This is a genomic window from Anaerosphaera multitolerans, assembly GCF_004006535.1.
GTDB lineage: Bacteria > Bacillota > Clostridia > Tissierellales > Peptoniphilaceae > Anaerosphaera > Anaerosphaera multitolerans.
Map to the genome: position 1 here is coordinate 1 of NZ_RLIH01000032.1, position 4184 is coordinate 4184.

The window sequence follows — 4184 nt, forward strand, 5'->3', positions numbered from 1 at the left end:
TTTATAACATAAAAATTATGCGGAAGTGGCTCAGTGGTAGAGCATCGCCTTGCCAAGGCGAGGGTCGCGAGTTCGAATCTCGTCTTCCGCTCCATTTTATTTTGCACCGTTAGCTCAGCTGGATAGAGCGTCTGGCTACGGACCAGAAGGCCAGGGGTTCGAATCCTCTACGGTGCACCAACAAAAGCCTTGTAGTTGTAATAGCTACAAGTTTTTTTATTGAAATTTTATTTCACGGAAATTTGTTTAAAATATATAAACTAGGAAAGTAGACCATATATAAATTACAAACTTAATTGATTATATAGTAGTGTTTAGTTCTTCAATATCCTTATAAGTATATATTCGCTGTTGCAAATACGATTTAAATTCTTTTAATAATGGATAATAAATATATTTTCTATAGTTTTCACATTTTTTACTATATTTCATAGTCAAAAACTCATTGTTTTTCTTTAACTTAGATATCCATTTATTTTTATAATCAAATATAGTTTTTAATTACAAGCGTTTTTCTCAAACACTTTCATAAATTTTTCTTATGTGAGATTAAGCATTGAAGAGGTTAAATGTAAAATGGGTTGTTTGTTAGAGATAGTGATTTATAGATTTAATCGTATATGATTTTAGAAATGAGAAAGCAGTCCCATAGGGACCGCTTCTCAATAAATAAATAAAATAGTGAGGACAGTTCATTTTTGAGGGTAATAATGAGTCAAAAAATATATACCCATATAATTAAAGATTTGAGCAATGCTTAATCAAAAGACATTTATAAGCACGAAATGAAAAAGAAGTCCTATAAGGACTACTCTTTCATCAATATAAATAGTTAGGACATATTAATTCGTGAGGTTATCAATTTGTCAAAAATATTATACTTTAATTTGATAATAATTTGGGCAATGAGTAACCAAAAGACATCTATAAGCACGAAATGAAAAAGAAGCCCATAAGGGCAACTTTTCCAGAGTATGATTTGCTAAGGAGTTATAGGTATAACTCACATGATAATTATATCACGTTAAGATAAATACCCTGAATAAACAAAAACTTTTACAACAAGTAACCAAATCACACTAAATAGCACGAAATGATTATAAATAGACTAAAATATAGAAGAGTGATCACTGTCAATAATTTTTGCTTAATTGAAAGACTACAATAACGCCTGAGATAAGATATACGTATAATTGAACGGGAGTGTTAAGTTTCACATTAGTAATTGATAGTTATATGAACAAGGAGAGAAAATTTGAGTTAGAGGCTGAGGTTAACCGTCAGTGGACTTAATTTTTCTACTGACAATAATACATCTAAATTATTAGCAAACTACTTTTATAAAAGTAGTTGGATAGAAGTATAGATTGTATTCAGATTGGAAGTTATAAAAAAATGGAAGAATAATTTAAGAGAATGAATGATTTTAAATTCGAATATTTTACACCCCTATAAATGAAATAGCCTATAAGAGACATACTTAACATATGCATAATTGTTGTAGTAGGTAAAGGTCTAAATTTATTAAAGAAAAATTTTAAAAATTACTGAATATTAAACGAATAAAAAAAGTACCTATTCTTTGTAACTTAAGTTTATAATCCCATATACAGTAATTTCTATCCAAAGAAGCATCTAATAGATGATTAATTAAAGAAAATTTAAAAGGACAAAGTTCTATAAATTTTAGAATTTAGTCTTTATTAACAGCTTAATTATTTGTCCAACTTTTTGAGGTCAGTACTTGCGTTTTATTCTCTTTTGTAATTAGATTATTATTGAATATTTAATAATTAATTATTTATAGATGTTTAACAGGAACTCAGCTTTAAGAGTTCCTGTTAATGGTGTTATTATAAGCTTTTTTAGTATTCAGTAATACTAAAAACATTATAACACTTTAGCATATGAAATAGTGTAATAATATTTTTACAAACTTAAAAACAAATATAATTAATGTAAGTTAATCAAATATTAAAAAATTAGATAAAAGTGTAGTTCAGTTATTAGAGGATCTAGTAAGTAATATGGTAGATTAAGTTAGATCTTAAAAAGTTATTAATAAAAAGAAAAATTCAGAAAATAAAATTTTATTGTAGACAAAGAATATTAAGTATGGTAATTAGTAAATAATAGTTTGAACTATTTATGATTATTTATATTTGATATAATTGTTTCGAGGTGATAGATATGAGCGTTTGTTTTTATGGCTGCATTACTATTGATGGCTTTCTTGCCGACAAAAACCATAATGTAGATTGGTTATATGAAACAGGAACTATTGAAGAAACGGGATATGAGGAATTTTATAAAAAAATCGATATTACTGTAATGGGTAAAAAGACTTTTGACGAGGTGTCCAAATTTCCAAATGCCCATAGCATGTACCCGACTAGTGAAAATTATGTCTTTACACATTCTAAAAAATTAGATATTGATAATTATATTCCGATTTCTTGTGATGTTGTTAAATTTATAGAAAATTTTGATAAGGATAAGAATATATGGATTATTGGTGGGAGTAAGATACTAACACCCTTACTTGATAACAATTTAGTGGAGAAAATGATTATACAAATAGCTCCTGTACTTTTAGGAGAAGGTATACCATTGTTTACACAAAAAGAAATGCTTAGAAGATTTATACTTGAAAAAATAAATAGATACGGACAATTTGTTGAACTTATATATAAAAGATAAAATTAGCCCATAGGTTAAAAAAATAAATTCTATTTTATAATTAAACAGATAGTGTAAGTAACTTTTAAGATTGAAATCTGTATTGTAAAAGAAATGACTATATTGTGATATGATTAATGTAGGATAACTATTATTTAATTTAAGTAGAAGTTATTAACAGGAATTATTAAAGTTTTATATGTTTAGTGTCAGGAGCGATATAGATGATTGAATTGAAAGGAAAGTATAATTCAGCAAAGGTATTTGCAAATGAAATGGAAGAAGTAGCTAAACAACAGATTATTAAGATTTTAGATCAATCTTTCTTAAAAGATACAGTAATAAGAATTATGCCCGACGTTCATGCCGGCAAAGGTTCGGTAATTGGTTTTACTTGTAGATATACAGAAGAAAACATAAAGATAGTTCCTAATATAGTAGGTGTTGATATTGGATGTGGAGTTCTAACTACTGATATTTCCAATATAGATATTAATAGAAATCTTTTGGAAAAACTTGATTCTGAAATAAGAGATAATGATTTAATACCTTATGGATTTAATGTAAATAAAAAATTGGATAGCGATATACTAGGTGATTTGTCAATTCTAAAAGGTTTAAGATGTTATGACGAAATAGAGGATATGAATAGAATAAAAAGGTCGCTTGGAACATTGGGCGGTGGTAATCATTTTATTGAAATTGCTCAAGGTGAGAAATCTAAAAAGACTTATTTAATTATTCATAGTGGCAGCAGAAATCTTGGAAAACAAGTGGCTGATTTATATCAAAATAAAGCTATTGAATATCACGGTTTAAATAAGAAAAAATCTAAGGGAAAGAAAAATGTTGTAACTGATATCAAAGGGGAACAAAAGGAAAAAGAAAGTTCAAATAAGGTAGATGAAACTTTAAATATGTCAAAGGATCTAGCATATTTAGAAGGATTTTTAGCAGAGGAATACTTGCATGATATGGCTATATGTCAAAAGTTTGCTGTAGTAAATAGGAAAAGAATTAGAGATTTAATTTATAGATTTTTATGCGAGAGTTTAAATTTATCTGAGATATCAAATTATGGATTTAGTTTTGAAACTATTCATAACTACTATGACTTTGAAGATAAAACTATTAGAAAGGGAGCGGTGGCTTCTAAAAGAGATCAGTTGCTATTGATACCAATAAATATGCAGTATGGCAGTCTCCTATGTAGAGGGCTTGGCAATAAGGATTGGAACGATTCCGCTCCTCATGGTGCGGGGCGTTTAATGAGTAGGAGACAGGCTAAAAAGCAAGTTACTTTAAGGGAATTTGAACTTAGTATGGAAGGAATTTTTTCAACATCGGTCCATAAGGATACTATTGATGAAAGCCCTCATGTATACAAAAATCCCCAAGATATAATTGAAAAGATAATTGGAAGTACTGTGGAAATAGTGGAAGTATTAAGACCGATTTATAATTTCAAAGGATGATAAAGATAAAAAAGCTTGTACATACAAGCT

2 protein-coding genes and 2 tRNA genes are annotated in these 4184 nt (G+C 28.0%); all 4 read left to right on the plus strand.

Annotated features, from left to right (window positions below; all coding sequences use genetic code 11):
* The first annotated feature begins 19 nt into the window (after positions 1-19).
* The 4 genes from EF514_RS10560 to EF514_RS10575 all read left to right on the plus strand — a co-directional run bounded on the left by EF514_RS10560 (position 20) and on the right by EF514_RS10575 (position 4154).
* A tRNA-Gly gene (locus EF514_RS10560) sits at positions 20-94 on the plus strand.
* A 9-nt stretch (positions 95-103) separates the two neighbouring features.
* A tRNA-Arg gene (locus tag EF514_RS10565) sits at positions 104-180 on the plus strand.
* 2010 nt (positions 181-2190) lie between these two features.
* On the plus strand, positions 2191-2700 hold the full coding sequence (locus EF514_RS10570; RefSeq protein WP_127725417.1) for a dihydrofolate reductase family protein: 510 nt from the start codon (positions 2191-2193) through the stop codon (positions 2698-2700).
* 203 nt (positions 2701-2903) lie between these two features.
* Complete coding sequence (locus EF514_RS10575; protein ID WP_127725418.1) at positions 2904-4154, plus strand: RtcB family protein; 1251 nt, start codon at positions 2904-2906, stop codon at positions 4152-4154.
* Positions 4155-4184: the final 30 nt, after the last annotated feature.